General features: G+C 34.8%; 20 protein-coding genes. 12 read left to right on the top strand and 8 right to left on the bottom strand.

Annotation, left to right across the window (positions count from 1 at the left end; genetic code table 11):
- Positions 1 to 618 carry a LysE family translocator gene (locus tag KTI79_RS05970; protein ID WP_032055506.1) on the bottom strand — a complete coding sequence of 206 codons (618 nt, stop codon included), beginning with the start codon at positions 616 to 618 and terminating at the stop codon, positions 1 to 3.
- A 239-nt stretch (positions 619 to 857) separates the two neighbouring features.
- On the opposite strand from KTI79_RS05970, the gene KTI79_RS05965 reads away from it, so the two are divergent.
- The 4 genes from KTI79_RS05965 (at position 858) to KTI79_RS05950 (ending at position 3845) form a co-directional block, all read left to right on the top strand.
- Complete coding sequence (locus KTI79_RS05965) at positions 858 to 1790, top strand: lauroyl acyltransferase (protein WP_032055505.1); 933 nt, start codon at positions 858 to 860, stop codon at positions 1788 to 1790.
- Positions 1791 to 2030: 240 nt separating this feature from the next.
- Positions 2031 to 2246 carry a cold-shock protein gene (locus KTI79_RS05960; protein ID WP_032055504.1) on the top strand — a complete coding sequence of 72 codons (216 nt, stop codon included), beginning with the start codon at positions 2031 to 2033 and terminating at the stop codon, positions 2244 to 2246.
- Positions 2247 to 2458: 212 nt separating this feature from the next.
- On the top strand, positions 2459 to 2680 hold the full coding sequence (locus KTI79_RS05955) for a hypothetical protein (RefSeq protein WP_032055503.1): 222 nt from the start codon (positions 2459 to 2461) through the stop codon (positions 2678 to 2680).
- A gap of 355 nt (positions 2681 to 3035) precedes the next feature.
- The gene (locus KTI79_RS05950) at positions 3036 to 3845 is read left to right on the top strand and encodes a pyrroline-5-carboxylate reductase family protein (protein ID WP_032055501.1); all 810 of its coding nucleotides are present in this window, start codon (positions 3036 to 3038) and stop codon (positions 3843 to 3845) included.
- A 15-nt stretch (positions 3846 to 3860) separates the two neighbouring features.
- Here the strand turns inward: KTI79_RS05950 and KTI79_RS05945 are convergent, their stop codons facing one another.
- Positions 3861 to 3977: a hypothetical protein gene (locus KTI79_RS05945; protein ID WP_004793556.1), complete on the bottom strand. Its 117-nt coding sequence runs from the start codon at positions 3975 to 3977 to the stop codon at positions 3861 to 3863.
- A gap of 178 nt (positions 3978 to 4155) precedes the next feature.
- Positions 4156 to 4641, bottom strand: a complete 486-nt coding sequence (locus tag KTI79_RS05940) for an Lrp/AsnC family transcriptional regulator (RefSeq protein ID WP_031944142.1) — start codon at positions 4639 to 4641, stop codon at positions 4156 to 4158.
- 364 nt (positions 4642 to 5005) lie between these two features.
- Between KTI79_RS05940 and KTI79_RS05935 the strand changes: the two genes are divergently transcribed.
- Both KTI79_RS05935 and KTI79_RS05930 read left to right on the top strand, forming a co-directional pair.
- Positions 5006 to 5773: a class I SAM-dependent methyltransferase gene (locus KTI79_RS05935; protein WP_032055500.1), complete on the top strand. Its 768-nt coding sequence runs from the start codon at positions 5006 to 5008 to the stop codon at positions 5771 to 5773.
- Between the two features lie 284 nt (positions 5774 to 6057).
- A complete protein-coding gene (locus KTI79_RS05930) occupies positions 6058 to 6396 on the top strand; it encodes a hypothetical protein (RefSeq protein WP_014206236.1) in 339 nt (112 codons plus the stop codon).
- Between the two features lie 165 nt (positions 6397 to 6561).
- Here KTI79_RS05930 and KTI79_RS05925 read toward each other — a convergent pair whose 3' ends face one another.
- Together KTI79_RS05925 and KTI79_RS05920 are read right to left on the bottom strand one after the other, a co-directional pair.
- Positions 6562 to 7041 (bottom strand): hypothetical protein, encoded by a 480-nt coding sequence (locus tag KTI79_RS05925; RefSeq protein WP_032055498.1) that lies wholly within the window; start codon positions 7039 to 7041, stop codon positions 6562 to 6564.
- An 80-nt stretch (positions 7042 to 7121) separates the two neighbouring features.
- Positions 7122 to 7649, bottom strand: a complete 528-nt coding sequence (locus KTI79_RS05920) for a hypothetical protein (RefSeq protein WP_032055497.1) — start codon at positions 7647 to 7649, stop codon at positions 7122 to 7124.
- 68 nt (positions 7650 to 7717) lie between these two features.
- Here KTI79_RS05920 and KTI79_RS19140 point away from each other — a divergent pair, with 68 nt between their 5' ends.
- Both KTI79_RS19140 and KTI79_RS05910 read left to right on the top strand, forming a co-directional pair.
- Positions 7718 to 7981 (top strand): hypothetical protein, encoded by a 264-nt coding sequence (locus KTI79_RS19140; protein WP_153563033.1) that lies wholly within the window; start codon positions 7718 to 7720, stop codon positions 7979 to 7981.
- A 311-nt stretch (positions 7982 to 8292) separates the two neighbouring features.
- The gene (locus KTI79_RS05910; protein WP_032055496.1) at positions 8293 to 8847 is read left to right on the top strand and encodes a TetR/AcrR family transcriptional regulator; all 555 of its coding nucleotides are present in this window, start codon (positions 8293 to 8295) and stop codon (positions 8845 to 8847) included.
- Between the two features lie 54 nt (positions 8848 to 8901).
- Here the strand turns inward: KTI79_RS05910 and KTI79_RS05905 are convergent, their stop codons facing one another.
- Together KTI79_RS05905 and KTI79_RS05895 are read right to left on the bottom strand one after the other, a co-directional pair.
- Positions 8902 to 9843, bottom strand: coding sequence for a metal-dependent hydrolase (locus tag KTI79_RS05905; RefSeq protein ID WP_032055495.1), 942 nt, complete (start codon positions 9841 to 9843; stop codon positions 8902 to 8904).
- Between the two features lie 296 nt (positions 9844 to 10139).
- Positions 10140 to 10373 carry a DUF2171 domain-containing protein gene (locus tag KTI79_RS05895; RefSeq protein ID WP_016141633.1) on the bottom strand — a complete coding sequence of 78 codons (234 nt, stop codon included), beginning with the start codon at positions 10371 to 10373 and terminating at the stop codon, positions 10140 to 10142.
- Positions 10374 to 10622: 249 nt separating this feature from the next.
- On the opposite strand from KTI79_RS05895, the gene KTI79_RS05890 reads away from it, so the two are divergent.
- From KTI79_RS05890 to KTI79_RS05875, 4 genes are read left to right on the top strand one after another with little or no spacing between them, the layout of a single operon-like run.
- Positions 10623 to 11636: an acyl-CoA dehydrogenase gene (locus KTI79_RS05890; protein WP_050679129.1), complete on the top strand. Its 1014-nt coding sequence runs from the start codon at positions 10623 to 10625 to the stop codon at positions 11634 to 11636.
- A complete protein-coding gene (locus KTI79_RS05885; RefSeq protein ID WP_086375758.1) occupies positions 11624 to 12418 on the top strand; it encodes a PIG-L deacetylase family protein in 795 nt (264 codons plus the stop codon). Before KTI79_RS05890 ends, KTI79_RS05885 begins: the two co-directional genes overlap by 13 nt.
- Entirely contained in the window at positions 12393 to 12992 is a 600-nt protein-coding gene (locus KTI79_RS05880; RefSeq protein WP_079284370.1) for a class I SAM-dependent methyltransferase, read from the top strand. Before KTI79_RS05885 ends, KTI79_RS05880 begins: the two co-directional genes overlap by 26 nt.
- A complete protein-coding gene (locus tag KTI79_RS05875; protein WP_032055489.1) occupies positions 12989 to 13633 on the top strand; it encodes a glycosyltransferase in 645 nt (214 codons plus the stop codon). The genes KTI79_RS05880 and KTI79_RS05875 overlap by 4 nt, the downstream gene beginning before the upstream one ends.
- A gap of 4 nt (positions 13634 to 13637) precedes the next feature.
- On the opposite strand, the gene KTI79_RS05870 is transcribed toward KTI79_RS05875, so the two are convergent.
- On the bottom strand, positions 13638 to 14000 hold the full coding sequence (locus KTI79_RS05870; RefSeq protein WP_032055487.1) for a DUF3592 domain-containing protein: 363 nt from the start codon (positions 13998 to 14000) through the stop codon (positions 13638 to 13640).
- Between the last annotated feature and the right edge of the window lie 132 nt (positions 14001 to 14132).

The raw sequence follows: 14132 nt of genomic DNA, 5'->3' as shown, positions 1-14132 counted from the left end.
TTATTGGGCGATGAGTAAAACTGCGAGAACAAAGAAAATAGCACCACTAATTTTATTGAGGATCGAGAAATTATTGCCCGCCAACATTTTCTCTTTAAAAATAGAAGAAAAATTTGCGTAGACCAAATGAATTAAAAAACCGATAAAACAAAAGGTTAAAGAGAGAATTAAAAACTGATTTAAAATTTCTTTCTTGATATCAATAAATTGAGGGAAGAGTGCAATAAAAAATACGATTGTTTTTGGATTAAGTAAAGAGGCGAGCAGACCTTCATAAAATAGTTTAGATTTACTTATAACTTTACTATTTTGTTGAGCAGTCATTAACTCTTGTGAAGGAGGCTTTTTAGTAAAGTTTTTATATCCTAGATACATTAAATAAAATGCACCAATAAATTTTAAAACCGTAAAAATAGTAGGGTTACTGGTGATAATAAGTCCTACACCGCTGGCAGAAATTACAGCAATCACAAACATACCAATAATTAAACCACTTATTCCAAACAAAGCAGTTTTAACACCATAGTTAATTGAATTTGTGACAGTAAATAAAACTCCTGGTCCTGGGCTTAATAGGGTAAGAAATGCTATTGTTATAAATACTAAAAGACCGCTCACGCTGATATATCCTATTTATCAATTGAGGCAAGATTGTGCGGTTACTTTAAATGAGAAAATAATCGATGTATACAGAAGGTTATGTATATTTAAGTCTTAAATAGATTAAATATTTAAAATATAGATTTATATAAATAAATAGGGTCGATCAAACTATAAAAGTGAAAGCAACATAAACACACAACGTTAAAAATTGAGCATGTTAGTATGCTAAGTCTATACCTCAAGAAATCTATAGTATGTCGAAAAATGAACGGCAGTTTAAATCTGGCGAATTTCAATTTTCCTTTTTATCGTTTAAATATTGGGGTATATGGTTTTTAGCTTTTATTCTGATGTTATTTGCGATGTTACCTTGGGCTATTCAGTGGCGTCTCGCAGATCTTCTTTCAAAAATCGCTTGGAAATCTCTAGGTTCAAGACGCAAAACCACGCTACGAAATCTGGAAGCTTGCTTTCCTGAAAAAACATCTCTTCAAATTGAGGCAAAAGCTAAACAGGTTTTTGTTGATACCTTAACGGGAGTATTTGAAGCATTAAATGCTTGGTATTGCCCGAACTGGTTTAAAAGCCGTGTTCACATAGATGGTTTAGAAAATTTAACCAATAATCAGGAAAATGGCGTACTGCTATTGGGTACTCATAGTACGCTTTTAGATGCAGGAGGAGCCGCGTGTACCTTATTTTTTAATATGGACGTAGTTTACCGACCTCAGAATAATCCATTTTTAGATTTTCTGATTCATCGTAGTCGTGCAAGAGTGTATAAGAACCAGATTGCTCGAGATAACATGCGTGGACTCATCCAAAACCTTAAACATGGTCATGCGATATGGTATAGCCCAGATCAGGATTTTGGCTTAAAACAAGGGGTCATGGCATCATTTTTCGGTATTCAAGCCGCTACAGTTACAGCTCATCGCAGACTAATGGATATCTCAAAAGCAGCTGCAGTGCCTTTATATTTTTATCGAAGTGGTAATATTCGTAACCCTCAATACCATGTGTTGGTAGAGCCAAAATTAGAAAACTTCCCAAGTGGCTGTGAAGTCAGTGATGCTGAAAGAGTAAACAAGATTATTGAGAATCAAATTCGTATTGCCCCTACACAATACATGTGGTTTCACCGACGTTTTAAGACACGTCCTGCTGGTGAACAGAAGTTTTACTAGGGATAAAGAGGCATAGAATTTTTGTTGCTTTAATTATGTTGAATATCGATTGCAAATGATTTTGAAGCGTGTATTATCGAGCATAACTAAAAAATATTCTTGTCATCATAAATTTCTATTTTCGTAGTTTTATTTATAATCCTTCGGTTTTCAGTTGTTTAAGTTTTCACGTCTATTTTTTAGTTAAATTGGTTTCCCCCAATAATAAGTTATAATATTTTAAAGATTCAGGATTAAAACATGTCTAATTCTACTGGTACAGTAAAGTGGTTCAATGAAACTAAAGGTTTTGGTTTTATTGCAACTGATGAAGGCAAAGATATTTTTGCTCATTTTACCGATATTCAAACACAAGGTTTTAAAGTTCTTCTCGAAGGGCAACGTGTTGAGTTCACTGTAGTACAAGGTAAAAAAGGGCCACAGGCTTCAAATATTGTTATTCTTCAAAACTCATAATTAAATAAAAATACTTTATTGAATTTAAATACATTTTTAAATAAATTATATTTAAACATATAGTATTTTGCGAAAACCCACTTAAATTTGTGGGTTTTTATAATTTAAAACTCAAATTGTATTTAAAATAAAAGAGAAGTATCAAATACTTGTTTGGAATAGCTTCATTAATTTTATGTTATAATATGATTTATTAAATTTTTGGTATTAAAATGGATATTTGTATTGGCGGTATTTTTGACGGTCAAAAAATAGAAAATAATAAAGATACTTTCAAAGTGGAAGATCATTATTCAGATCATAGTTCTCAATATGTTAAACAACACTTTCATTTATTTGGAAAAATTCTTTCTTTCTGGGTGTGTGAAGATATAGATTTAGCGCAAGCAACAAGAAGAGCAGAGCAAATTGTAGAAAAAAAAGAAAAGATTTAATTAAAGTTAAAAAAATAGACCTACAATATTATTGTAAATAAAAGATATTCTACTTAATAAGCTCAATTGAAAAATTTTATTCTCTTACAGAGATATAGCTTATTTACAATACTATAGTAATAGTTACATATTTTGAACAATTCTTGAGTGGTCTTTGCTTATAAAGCTACTACATTAGGCTTAAGCTAAAGTTGTTTTATTTATTGCGCAAATAAAACAAAACCCATTTTAATAATATATTTTATTAAAATGGGTTCTTTATACAGAATTCAGACGGTCAACTTAAATTTAATATTCATAATTAATAGAAATATTTATTGTTATAAGCCTCTCTTAAGAAAGGAAAACATTTTAAATGTTAAATGCAGTACACCCTAATATTTGCTTTGTTGGTAGTAGTAATTTAGCTTTAGCTTTAATAGGAGGGTTAGTTTTAAAAGGATTTAAAAAAGAAAAAATACATCTGATTGAAGAGAAAAATATTAATCCTACAAATGCTTTAAAGCAAAATGAAAATGGATTAAAAAAAGCTGAAATTGTTGTATTGCTATTAGAACCTAAACAGTTAAAAGAGATACTAGTACCTCTTAAAAAAGTGTTAGCAAATAAAATCATTGTTTCAATGATGGCAGGGATTGATATTGCAAACTTGGCCCGTTTTACGGGTTCAAAAAAAATTGTCCGTGTGATTTCAAATCCACCGGTACTTACGCATACGGGTACGCATGTACTTATTGCTTCAGAGCAAATGGACCAACTCGATAAAGACTTAATCGAGTCATTATACTCTGCAACGGGACAGACCTTTTGGGCGCCCTCTGAAACACAAACCGATGCAATTATTGCGCTTTCTGGTTCGGGACCAGCTTACTTTTTCTATATTTTAGATAGCATGATAAAGACAGGGGTTTCTTTAGGTCTTGATAAGCAATTTGCCCTAGATTTAGCACTCCAAGCGGCCAGCGGTGCAGTTGAAATGGTACGTAAAAGTAATGTTCCACCTGCGGATTTGTGTGGGAAAGTGACTTTGGCTAACGGAATTACAGAATCAGCTCTAAGAATGTTTGAGCTAGGGAACCTATCCGATGATATACGTTTAGCAATGAAGGCTGCATATCATCGTAGTAAAGAAATTACTTCTGAAATTATTACAGAAGTTAATTAACTCTTTTTGCGCAACTTAGGCCTTTAAAAAGTATTCCCAAATAATGAAACCTAAGCCAAACCCAATAAACGAGTAGAGAGTAATAATAAAGAATACAAAACTGGCCTTATTTTTTTTCTTCAAAATGTTCATGGCGATGCCTCCAATTCAGATTAATTACATTTTGAAGAATTGAAAGCTGTAATCATAGATACAGAATTTTTTAAAAAAAATATAACAGAGCTATGATCTGTTATATTTTTTAGCATTTAAATTAATAAAAATTTTAGAATCAATAAATTAAAAAATTACCTGAAAGTGTTTAACCCTTTTATTCAATTAACATTAAATCTGCTGTATTAGCAGATTTGAGAGGTCGTAGGGCAAAGGTCGAACGGGTGTGTCGAATTCCTTTAATCGAGTAAAGTTTCTTCCTTAAAAACCGTTCGTAATGGTCAGCATCTTTGACTGCTACTTTCACCAAATAATCATAGTCACCTGTAACGAGGTGCGCTTCAACTACTTCAGGTATATCTGCTAATGCTTCGCTGAAATTCTCTAGCATTTCGTCGTCGTGGCGCTCTAAAGTAATTTCTATAAAGAATACTTCATGAATACCAATCGCTTTTTGGTTTACGTTTACCGTATATCCTTCAATAATTTTTAAAGTTTCCAGACGTTTTAGTCGTGTCCAGCATGGAGAAGATGAAAGACCAACTTCTTCGGCCAATTGAGCAACGGTTAAACGGCCATTTCCGCGTAATGCAGATAAAATTTTCCGATCTATACGATCTAGTGTGTATTCTGTTCTGTTCAAAATATAAACCAAAGAAGAATCTTCTGATAAAATTCAATATACTTTATTTTTATGCTGTGAATGTTTAAAAATTTTAAAAAATACAGGAAACATTTTGAGTCAAAGGTACATACACTATTTCTATGCATCGAACCTTTCTGGATAGAGGTTGGGATGGAGCAAAGAGCACTGTTTCAGTAAGGGTGACTAAACAGTGCTCTTTGCGGATTTCTTATTAATCTTTAAATCTATTTTTATTAAATGGCATGACATATCAAAATAAATCAAATAATAACTTTTATTTATCAATATAAGAAAAACTAATCATTATTTTTTATCTAAATTTTCCTTTAATGTGATTCTATTACAAAGGAGGAGCAAGGTTATGATCACCCAGCACGATATAAATCAAAAACAATATCAAAATAAATCTCTCGATTATTTAAACAGCCAAGCTCATTCTGAAGGGATTGAATTTAATAAATTTATTAATGAAGTTCAGAAAATTGAAAAGGCTGTAGTTCTTGATTTAGGCTGTGGTGGTGGTCATGTCTCATATAACGTTGCTCCACACGCTGACCTTGTTTTTGCTTACGATTTATCTCATGAAATGTTAGACACCGTGTCTAAGGCTGCTAGCCAACGTAAATTAAAAAATATCTTTGTGCAGCAGGGCATTGCTGAAGACATGCCTTTTAGTGATCAGCAGTTTGATGTGGTCATTAGCCGATATTCTGCTCATCACTGGCAACATGTTCCGACTGCCATGAAAGAAATAAACCGCGTGCTTAAGCCTGATGGTATTGTTATTTTTGTAGACATTATTAGTTCTAGTTCGCCAATATTAGATACGTTTTTACAGACCATTGAGACTATCCGAGACCCAAGTCATGTACGAAACTATAGTGTGAAAGAGTGGGTCTATTTTATTGAAGATGCAGGCTTTGATTTGGTGGGTTTAGATAAACAAACGCTTGCGTTAGACTTTGATAGTTGGGTAAAGCGAATGAAAACGCCTGAAGATCAAATCAAAACTTTACGTTATTTGCAGGAAGGTTCATCTGACCTTGTGAAGAAATATTTCAAAATTCAAAATGACGGTAGCTTTGAAAGCCATGTGGGTTATTTTGTCTTTAAGAAGTTAGGGTTTTAAAGCGCTGAAATGAGTAAGGGTTTTAGTAGTGTAGAAATGGATTAAATATCACTAGAACTCTTTTTTTGAATAACTTGGGTTATATTAAAGATCGCTATAAAACAAATTTAATATTATTTTTTGATAAAAATTAATCACCCAATTTTATTAAGGTGATTAAGTATTCAAAAGAGAAGGGGTTTTATCCTATTTTCTTTATTATTAATAGACACTTATAAATAATTATTATTTAATACGCCCGCAATATTATCACTAATACTTTTAATAACTTTTTCGGGGAAATAATGCGTAATTTTTTAGTAACGATTTTCACTTTATTCGTAGCAACATCAATTTATGCTGCTCAAGAGTCTAGAAATCTTCTAGAGCAAACTCAGTGTGAGAAAGCAGTGGAACTACATGGTTTTTTAAGCCGTGCTCAACTCGACTGTAATTATCACTATTACTCAGAAGAGTTAAAGGATGCTGCCGCAAAATGTACTAAACATGATCTTGGTGAAAAATACGGTAGAGAGGTTATGAAATTTGGTATGAAGGAGTTTGAAGAACGTAAGAAAGCGGATACACAGGGCCACTTTTGTCATAAGGTTTTAAAAGAGTTTCCAAAATATATTAAACAATAAAAAATAAGGTTTTAAAAACCGATTCTAGCAAGCCGATAAAATGGATTTAATTATTCATTTTATCGGTGTATTACTAAATATAATCTGCCAATTAGATTAAAATAAATTTTAAGAAGCTCTGTAATATAAAAAATATCTAATTTTGGCTCTATTAGCGATCATATTTTAGTTATGAAAATTAGTAGCAGATGAAAAATATCTCTTTAACTCTATTTTAAAATTTTCCCATAGTACGTCAGTCTCTAATTCTGAATAGCCTTCTAATGCCATCTCTAGTTGACCCTCGTATGAGTAAATTAAGAAACGCAAGTCTTCTTTTTCTAAGTAAAGATTTATGGAAAAAATATTTTGAAAAAAGGAATATATCTGGTCTTTATGATTCACGGTATTTATATGCTTAAAAATATAATTTTCCAAAACTTTCGTTGTTACTTTATCTATTAAAGTTTCACTAAATTCATTTCTTTCAGTTAGTCTGAAGTATTGTAAAACTTGCTCAGTATTTGATAAAAAACAGATGTCTAAAGCTAGCTCATTTGTTGGATCATCTTCTAGTGCATGCATGGCCCAGTTCTGAATCTCTTCAGGTGTGATTAATTTTAGATCTAGCTCCATTTTTAATTGAAATTTATAACTATTAGACATTTATTTAACCTAAATTTATTAGATGATATTTAGAGAAAGTAAGAGCAGCATCTTTCAATATGCGGTCATATTTAAAAAAACTAGATAAAACCTTCACTCCATTTTTTGTCTAATTCTTTTAAATCATTATATGCTTTTTCAAATTCGCTCAATGGAAAACTTAATTGAGGAACAGAAGTCGAGGTTTTCCAGACTACGGATGTCACAACATCGTGAATATGGTTAAATGCGTAACCAAAACGAGCCCATACGACTTGATCTGCTGAAACAATTTGTTCAACCATAATTACGCTACATGTTAGATCTAAATCATCAGGGCAAATTAAGATTGGAACCACTGTTGAAATAGCTACATTTTCATAAGCTTCTGGTTTAAGAAGTTTCCATGCGTTACTTAATGCTAACTCACTATCATGATCATACAACCACCCTTGGGCTGGAACTAAATCATTCATTTCGTCAATAATGCGCGCATTTTGATGCATCCATATATTTAATGGAATATTATCAATTGCAAGAATAGGAAATGGTTTTAAATTGCCATTTGCATCTTTAATGCATCCCTCAATTGGGTGTTCATATAAAAGAGTAGCTGAGATCGTATTCATATTTATAAGTTAATGTGCGTTAAGCAAATATAATATATTCTATTCAATAGATTAATGAATCTAATCTAATGAAAAACAAAAAATTATTTATTCATTTTCTAGCCAATATCACGTTGACACCTAAAACCCCTCCGATTATCCTTTGCCTGCTGGCCACATTGCCAGTCGGCTTTGACAGGCCGTATACCCAAAGCACACGAAAAAGTCTTTCTTTTTTGTGGGTATCCCTGCGTGCCCCCTCTGCGGCGGAACGGGAGGGGGACACCTTCGGGTGTGCTGATCTTTTGGGTATCAGTCTGTCAACCTTCTCTCGTTTCGCCACCATTATTTGACAGTAATGTGGTGAAGCTTCTTTATTACCCAAAGGAGTCCGCTATGCGTACTATTTCTTCTTTAATGGCTTTTGCCAAAGTCTCTCTATTCATACCACTCGAGCAATCTATAAAGCGGTTCAATCGACTCTAGGTTTTCTACGCCTTAAGAATCGTTACGACTAAAAATCATAGCAACAATAAAACCCGAGATAGGTGAGCACGCCGTTTTGGTGCTGCTTATTCATGTCTGTTTTTAGCACTCATTTTAAGAGTGACGGCATTTCTATCTCATTTACATACAACAAAAAATTATTTTAAGCGGTATATCTATGCCAAATTTACAATCTTCCTTTACAGCATTAAAAGTGCTTCACGTAGCAAAAGACTTATTTAATCAAGATGGGTTTCAAAAAATCGGTGTTGATCGAATTATTGCTGAAGCACAAGTGTCTAAAACTACGTTTTATAAAATCTTCCATTCAAAAGAACGTCTCATTGAGATGAGTCTTACTTTCCAGAAAGATGCGCTAAAAGATAAAGTATTTTCAATTCTCTATTCCTACAATGGACAAATGGTGCTCGATAAACTTAAGGAGATTTACTTTCTACATGCCAATTTAGAGGGTTTTTACCGTTTGCCATTTAAGGCAATTTTTGAAATTGAAAAGCTTTATCCAGTTGCCTATAAAATTGTGGTTGACTACAGAAACTGGTTTATTGAGGAAATATATAAGCTGCTTTTAACACTCAAATCGACCGCTTCAGTCCAAGATGCTTATATGTTTTTATTTATGATTGATGGCGCGATGGTTCAGCTTTTAGGCACAAATAGTGTAGATGACAGAGCACGGTTATTAGATTATTTCTTTTTAAACTTGGCTTAATCAGATAAAACCTTAAAAAAAAGCCCCAACTCAGGGGCTTTTATTTCAGAATGTTTAACTTAATGACACAGATTTTGCAGAATGCATTCCTTCAAAATATTGAACTGCAGGCGAGCGAGCCATATAAGCTAAAGCTTGTGCGGTGTCTCCCTCATGAAGCGGGTTAAATTTTGGAGAAACCCATCTTAAGGTCGCTTTCCATAAATATTTTATGGTCGGTAAGTTGTCTGAGCGAGTCGCAGTTTTCTCAAATTCACGAATAATTTTGAAGTAGCCACGGCGCATCAATTTTTGAATATCTTCATGCTCTAAATCTTGCTTACCTAGACTACGGGCAAAGTCAGCAAGGAAGTAAATAAACAGTGGGAAAACCGCCGCCATAATCACTTGGCGCGACACATAAAAACCAAATTTGTTTGTTAAGAGATGCTCAAATAAATCGTAAGCAACACATCGATGTTCTACTTCTTCAGCCAAATGCCAACGGAACAAATCTGCCATAGCAGGGTCTGCTCGGTCCCAAGATTTACTATCCAGCGTCCATTGACCAATGGTACCGGTAAAGTGCTCGATTGCGGCGATCACACCTACCCGAAAAAGTAGCCAATATTCATCTAGCTTTTCACCTTTTAAAAAAGGCATGCCTAAAGGTTTGTCACCCAACAAAATGTTAAAAACAAAATGGGCACGGTTGAGTGTTTCTTGAATGTCGTAACCATTTTCACGTAAGAAGTCTTGAGCTTTTTCATGCGCACGTGCATGGGCCGCTTCTTGGCGGACAAATCCAATCACTTCTTGTTTTAATGTTTCATCGGTAATCAAGGGCAGGGTTTTATTAAACACACGGCAAAACCAAAATTCACCAGCCGGCAAGAGCATGTTAATACCATTAGCGACATGAGAGCATAGAGGATCATTTGGCATCCAACAGACCGAAGATTCGGTAAAATCGAAATGTACCTTTCTTGCTTTAAGCTGATGATTCCCTGTGAGCATATCCGTCACCCTATTCATAATTGTTTATTTAATGCGAATGGGTCATTTTTAGCATTCAGTCAACTTAATCACCATGTGCTTAAGGGACAAAAATATCTCTTGAATGGTTTGTTCAGATAAAAAGCAATGTCACTTCGTGTTTTTGAAGTTTATGCAATAAAAAAAGGCTCCTTAGTAAAAAGGAGCCTTCATTTTTATCATTTAGGCCTAAAATAATTTAAGCCTACTCATTTATTTTTATACTAAAATATTTTAATTATAAATGACCACGGTGAATAACTCGCCGTGCTTCAAGCCTAGATCGCTTGCCATTGCTCTTTAACTTCTTCTGAATTTTTATTCAGAATGACTTGGTTTTCTTTTACTTCCCCAATCCATCCAGTAGGGATAAGGTGATGTTGGCCACTTTCATCTCGGGTGAGTTTGAGTTGGTTCTCACCATCAAGATGGTCGACAGTTCCTACTTTTGTGCCACATGAAGCAATGACATCAGCATGTTTTTTAATATCATTAATATTTAAAGTATTCATTTTAGACCTCTTCTTTGGAAATAGAAAAACGGTAAGAACTAAACTACTTTAAATAATCGATTAAATGTTGGGTTTTTAATAAACCTTACATGATCGGATTATAAGTTCACTTAATAGGAATATTTGGATAACAATGAAATAATTGGATATAAAACTAATATTATTTTTCTTTTTATTACAATTTACGTGTTTATTTAAACAGAAATGTTTAGTTATGGTTGAGTTAAGTCTTATAAATAATTATTTGCAATGAATATCAAAATACCTATAAACATGACAATTTTGAGTATCTTGAATGAATTTGAAACTGCCTCGGCTGAAGTTAAAAGTAAGCTGCGTATTAGTTTGCTCTATCAATTAATCAATGTAGCAAAAAATTTACCTCATCCAGCTTCGGGGCAGACTTATCAACGTTGGCAACTTTTTGGGCAGATTGCTGGGGTTGATTTAAGTCTAGCTAAGCTTTTTGAGTCTCATTGCGATGCTTTAAGCATTTTAAATGAATTGGGTTATCAACAAGAAATAGATAACAAGACTTGGGCGGTTTGGGCAGCCGATGGTGGACCAGCGCCTTTGCAAGTAACTAATGACCTTTGTAATGGCATTAAACCGTGGTGCTCTGGCGCGGAGTTTATCCAAAAAGCTTTAATGAGTTATAAAGATCAGCAGGGGCAGGCGCAGCTTTGTATTGCCGACTTAAGTCATCCATCCATCACGACCGATTTAAGCCACTGGCATGCTGTAGGCATGCATGCCACACAGACCGCGCAAGTTAGTTTTGAAAATACACCTGTTAAAGCAATAGGTCAGCCAAATAGTTATTTAAAACGTCCAGGTTTTTGGCATGGTGCAGCAGGTGTTGCTGCGTGTTGGTATGGTGCCGCCGTGCGCTTAGCGGGTTATTTGCAAGAAAGTTGTCAGGCAAATCCTAATCCGTATAAAAAATTGTATTTAGGCGAGGTCGCTCAGCAATTAGAAATCACTAAACAATATTTTCAATATGTGGCCAAGCTCATAGACCATAAACCAACGCTAAGTCATGAACGCGAAATACGCATATTACGTGCTCAAGCAGAACAATGCTGCCTGAGCGTTATTGAGCGAGTAGGGAAAGCTTTGGGTGCTCGTCCTTTTTGTGAAGATGCTACATTTGCTCAGCTCATGGCTGATCTGCCTGTGTTTATCAGGCAAAGTCATGCTGCTTTTGACTATGAGCAAATTGCAGAACTCTGTGTGTCGGAGCAAAGCCTATGGGAACTTTAAAACATCCTTTGGTTGAAGACCGTGTTATTTTTGGTGAGGGCACGGCCAAAGGGCAATGGTTAAATGTATTTAAAGATCATCCGCTAGCGCCTTTAGACCTTGAGTTATTTCGCTCAAAAAGAGTGGTGATTGTCGCTCCACATCCTGATGATGAAGTGCTTGGCTGTGGCGGGTTAATGCAGCAACTGATCACATTGAATTGTAAAATAGTGGTTTTAGCTGTGAGTAACGGCACACAAAGCCATCCTAACTCTACAAAATATCCTCCAGATCAGCTCAATATTCTTCGTCCGCAAGAAAGCTTGGCCGCCTTAAATTGTCTAGACGTAGCAGAGTCAACCGAACATGTAGAGCTTAATTTGTTAGATGGTCAGATTCATTTGCAAACCGATCAACTCTGGCAGAGTCTAGATCAGATGGTTCAAGCCGACGATATTCTAATTTGTAGTTATGAATTTGATGGACATCCAGACCATGAGGCAGTAGGTAAAACCGTACAAACCTATGCAACTGCTAAGCAACTCCTATGTTTACACGTATTAATCTGGGCTTGGCATTGGGCAAAACCGTTAGACCCACGCATTGATTGGCACCGAGCAAAAGCGTATTCCTTAACACAAGAACAGCTAACTAAAAAACATCAAGCAATTTTGCAGTTTAAAACCCAACTAGAAGCAGATGAAAGCACGGGGAACGCCGCAGTGCTATCTCCAAGTGCGATTAATCGTATTTTAATGCCTTATGAGGTTTATTTGAGTGATTCATTCTCGCATGTACTTTGAAGATTTATATCGTCATAACAGTGATCCATGGGGCTATGACGCTCACTGGTATGAAGCCCGAAAAAGACAAATTTGTCTCGCGCTGCTGACAAAGCCTCGCTATCCAAAGGTGCTAGAAGTTGGCTGTTCAAACGGACATTTAAGTTTTCATTTAGCACAAAGAGCTGAGCAACTGCTGTGTATAGATGTCTCTGAATGTGCTGTTCGCTTAGCTTCCGAGCGTTTAAAAGAATTTGAGCATGTTATTGTTGAAAATAGAAAAATACCCGAAGACTACTCAATTCAAAAATATGATCTGATTTTAATTAGTGAGATGGCCTATTACTTATCGGCAGATGAATTGCATCAGTTTATTGAAAAGTTAAAACATAGTTTAAATGATGACGGTGAAATTCTGTGTTGCCACTGGCGTCATAAAATTCAAGATTTTGAGTTAAATGCTGAGCAAGTCCATCAAGCTTTTCAGCAATATTTCCCATTTCATCACTATCTCAGCTTAAACGATCCAGATTTTATGATTGATCTATGGACGGCGAACACTTCCTCTTTAGCACAGCAGGAAAAACTAAGATGAAAATAGGTATCGTCATTCCAGCGCATAACGAAGAGTACTATTTATCTGCCTGTCTACAGTCTATTCAGGTGGCGATCGATAACATCGGTGGTTATGACGTAGAAGTGCTTGTTGTACTCGATAGCTGTACAGATCAGTCGCGTTTGATCGTACAAAGCCATCAAATCAATTGGATTGAATGCGACTATGCATGTGTTGGGCAAGCGAGAGACTTAGGTATTCGTCATTTAATCGAAAGAGGGGTTACATGGATTGCATGTACGGATGCAGACACCGTTGTCAGTCCTGATTGGCTGCGCTATCAAATCCAGCACCAACCCACAGATGCAATTTGCGGCACTGTAACGCTCGATGATTTTAGTCATCTCTCTATAACGAAACAGCAGAAATATTTAGCGCACTATAAAGATGAAATGGATCACGCGCATATTCACGGGGCAAATTTAAGTTTTAGTGCAGAGGTCTATCTTTTGGTTGGTGGCTTTGAGCCTATTTCATGTCATGAAGACGTGTCTTTAATTAAAAAATTGATCAAGCATTGTTGCAATATTACTTGGAGCAATCTGGTTCGAGTAACTACAAGTAGTCGTTTAAATGGACGCGCACCTCAAGGTTTATCCTACTTTTTAAATAATCTCTAATGACCTAAATCATCACTTCACCCAATATCGAAATATTCTTTAAATTTTTAGGGTCATATTTAATTTTGATAATACTACCCAGTTTATATTTATAGTGATCTTGCTTAGCAATAAGCACCTTTAGATTTTCAGTAATGATTTGGCCTTGCTCAGTTTGGAATTTCAATTTGATATAACATAAAGGGCGATATTGCACCTTAGCTAATGAGTCTTGAAAATATACGACCTCGGCAGAAGCAATCCTTCCTCGTTTATAAATTAAAAATCTTTGAACCTGACTTTTAAGAAAAAAGGTCCAAGCAATATAGATAAAGAATAAGCTGAACCAGACTGTTCCAATAAAAGTTAAAAAATCAGAAAATTTCACTCACTCAAACCAGAATTATTCGTTTAACGGATTATTCTAAATGAACTGATAAGTTCGATCTACTTTATATATTGGTCTGAAACATAAACAGATGAGGCTTTAAAACTAACAGATCATAATTAAATTTGAGCA

The sequence above is a fragment of the Acinetobacter sp. WU_MDCI_Abxd143 genome (assembly GCF_025514195.1).
GTDB lineage: Bacteria > Pseudomonadota > Gammaproteobacteria > Pseudomonadales > Moraxellaceae > Acinetobacter > Acinetobacter pittii_H.
Note: the sequence above shows the minus strand (reverse complement) of the source record. Positions and strands in the feature narration are given on the sequence as shown.

What these genes read in the sequence shown, in the direction of transcription:
- KTI79_RS05965 (WP_032055505.1), top strand. Translation starts at nt 858, where the DNA reads ATGTCGAAAAATGAACGGCAGTTTAAATCTGGCGAATTTCAATTTTCC.
- KTI79_RS05960 (WP_032055504.1), top strand. Translation starts at nt 2,031, where the DNA reads ATGTCTAATTCTACTGGTACAGTAAAGTGGTTCAATGAAACTAAAGGT.
- KTI79_RS05955 (WP_032055503.1), top strand. Translation starts at nt 2,459, where the DNA reads ATGGATATTTGTATTGGCGGTATTTTTGACGGTCAAAAAATAGAAAAT.
- KTI79_RS05950 (WP_032055501.1), top strand. Translation starts at nt 3,036, where the DNA reads ATGTTAAATGCAGTACACCCTAATATTTGCTTTGTTGGTAGTAGTAAT.
- KTI79_RS05945 (WP_004793556.1), bottom strand. Translation starts at nt 3,977, where the DNA reads ATGAACATTTTGAAGAAAAAAAATAAGGCCAGTTTTGTATTCTTTATT.
- KTI79_RS05935 (WP_032055500.1), top strand. Translation starts at nt 5,006, where the DNA reads ATGATCACCCAGCACGATATAAATCAAAAACAATATCAAAATAAATCT.
- KTI79_RS05930 (WP_014206236.1), top strand. Translation starts at nt 6,058, where the DNA reads ATGCGTAATTTTTTAGTAACGATTTTCACTTTATTCGTAGCAACATCA.
- KTI79_RS05925 (WP_032055498.1), bottom strand. Translation starts at nt 7,041, where the DNA reads ATGTCTAATAGTTATAAATTTCAATTAAAAATGGAGCTAGATCTAAAA.
- KTI79_RS05920 (WP_032055497.1), bottom strand. Translation starts at nt 7,649, where the DNA reads ATGAATACGATCTCAGCTACTCTTTTATATGAACACCCAATTGAGGGA.
- KTI79_RS19140 (WP_153563033.1), top strand. Translation starts at nt 7,718, where the DNA reads ATGAAAAACAAAAAATTATTTATTCATTTTCTAGCCAATATCACGTTG.
- KTI79_RS05910 (WP_032055496.1), top strand. Translation starts at nt 8,293, where the DNA reads ATGCCAAATTTACAATCTTCCTTTACAGCATTAAAAGTGCTTCACGTA.
- KTI79_RS05905 (WP_032055495.1), bottom strand. Translation starts at nt 9,843, where the DNA reads ATGCTCACAGGGAATCATCAGCTTAAAGCAAGAAAGGTACATTTCGAT.
- KTI79_RS05895 (WP_016141633.1), bottom strand. Translation starts at nt 10,373, where the DNA reads ATGAATACTTTAAATATTAATGATATTAAAAAACATGCTGATGTCATT.
- KTI79_RS05890 (WP_050679129.1), top strand. Translation starts at nt 10,623, where the DNA reads ATGAATATCAAAATACCTATAAACATGACAATTTTGAGTATCTTGAAT.
- KTI79_RS05885 (WP_086375758.1), top strand. Translation starts at nt 11,624, where the DNA reads ATGGGAACTTTAAAACATCCTTTGGTTGAAGACCGTGTTATTTTTGGT.
- KTI79_RS05875 (WP_032055489.1), top strand. Translation starts at nt 12,989, where the DNA reads ATGAAAATAGGTATCGTCATTCCAGCGCATAACGAAGAGTACTATTTA.